At 27.3% G+C, this 1,005-nt stretch carries 1 protein-coding gene; it reads right to left on the bottom strand.

The genetic code is table 11. The annotated features are described in order from the left end of the window. Nucleotide 1: 1 nt before the first annotated feature. The gene (locus tag CXF67_RS00050; protein ID WP_102086913.1) at nucleotides 2-979 is read right to left on the bottom strand and encodes a DUF3644 domain-containing protein; all 978 of its coding nucleotides are present in this window, start codon (nucleotides 977-979) and stop codon (nucleotides 2-4) included. Nucleotides 980-1,005 lie beyond the last annotated feature (26 nt).

Raw genomic sequence — 1,005 nt, 5'->3', positions numbered from 1 at the left:
CTTATTTTCTTGTGTAGTGATTGTCAAATTCTTTCCAAATATTTGAATTGTAGAAAGTTTTTGTTTGAGATTTTGGGTTTTTTGGATCTAATTTTCGATTATGTGCAAGTTTTTTATCTTGTTTTATTATTCTCATTAATGAATGTAAAGCTGTATTTACTTTAAAGTTTGAATATTTTTTATTTGCTGTATTTGTGATGTCAGAATATGAAAGGGGATATTGTAAAGTAATGTCTTCTTCAGTTATTTTTACTGGAACTCCGTCTTTATCATATCTCATTCCAATTCCATCAATTGTGTTAGATTTTTTAAAGCTGATATCAATTCCTATCGCTACACTAAATTTATCATCTAAAGGATCTGTTTCCGATACTTTCTTTTTTACGAAATTCAAGTAGTTTTTTACTTCTTCGGTTAAAACAGAAGTTGAATCAACTTTTGAGTCAACATAAGCTAAAGGCATTAAGTAAAAATTGTATTTTGAAAGATCAACTCTTGATTCCCAAAATTGAATCAATTCCATATAATTTTTGATACAAGCAAATCCTAATTCTTGGATTTCCTTCGAAATATCTGATGCGTTATGAAAATGTATAGAATTGTCTCTTAGTTCTATAAGAGCAAAAAGACTTTTAACTAAATTTAAACTTATTTTCTCTTCGTGTTTTCGTAATCTTAACATCGATTCGGCAAGACTAATAGTCATTGGATTTCGTGCTCTATTAAGCTTTGGTGTTAATACTTTAGATTTTTCACCATTTTTCTTTTTTTTGCTTTCCATTACATAAATGGAATTCATACTGTATTTTGATAGTTTTAATATTCGAGCTTTGAATAATAATTCCCACGCATTGATTGAAAGTATAGAAAATGTTTCCTCACGATATTTAAAATCAGGTTTGTTATAAATCTCAATTGCAGATAGCATAGAATTGATAGATTTATCTAATAAACTTTGATAAGTTTTATTAATCTTCATTTAGTTTGAGTGGATTTTTGTATGAC

It is taken from the genome of Psychroflexus sp. MES1-P1E (genome assembly GCF_002836055.1).
In the GTDB taxonomy this organism is placed as follows: Bacteria; Bacteroidota; Bacteroidia; order Flavobacteriales; family Flavobacteriaceae; genus Psychroflexus.
This window is presented reverse-complemented; position numbering and strand designations above follow the sequence as displayed.

Coding starts and splice junctions, on each gene's coding strand:
- CXF67_RS00050 (WP_102086913.1), bottom strand. CDS start 979: ATGAAGATTAATAAAACTTATCAAAGTTTATTAGATAAATCTATCAAT.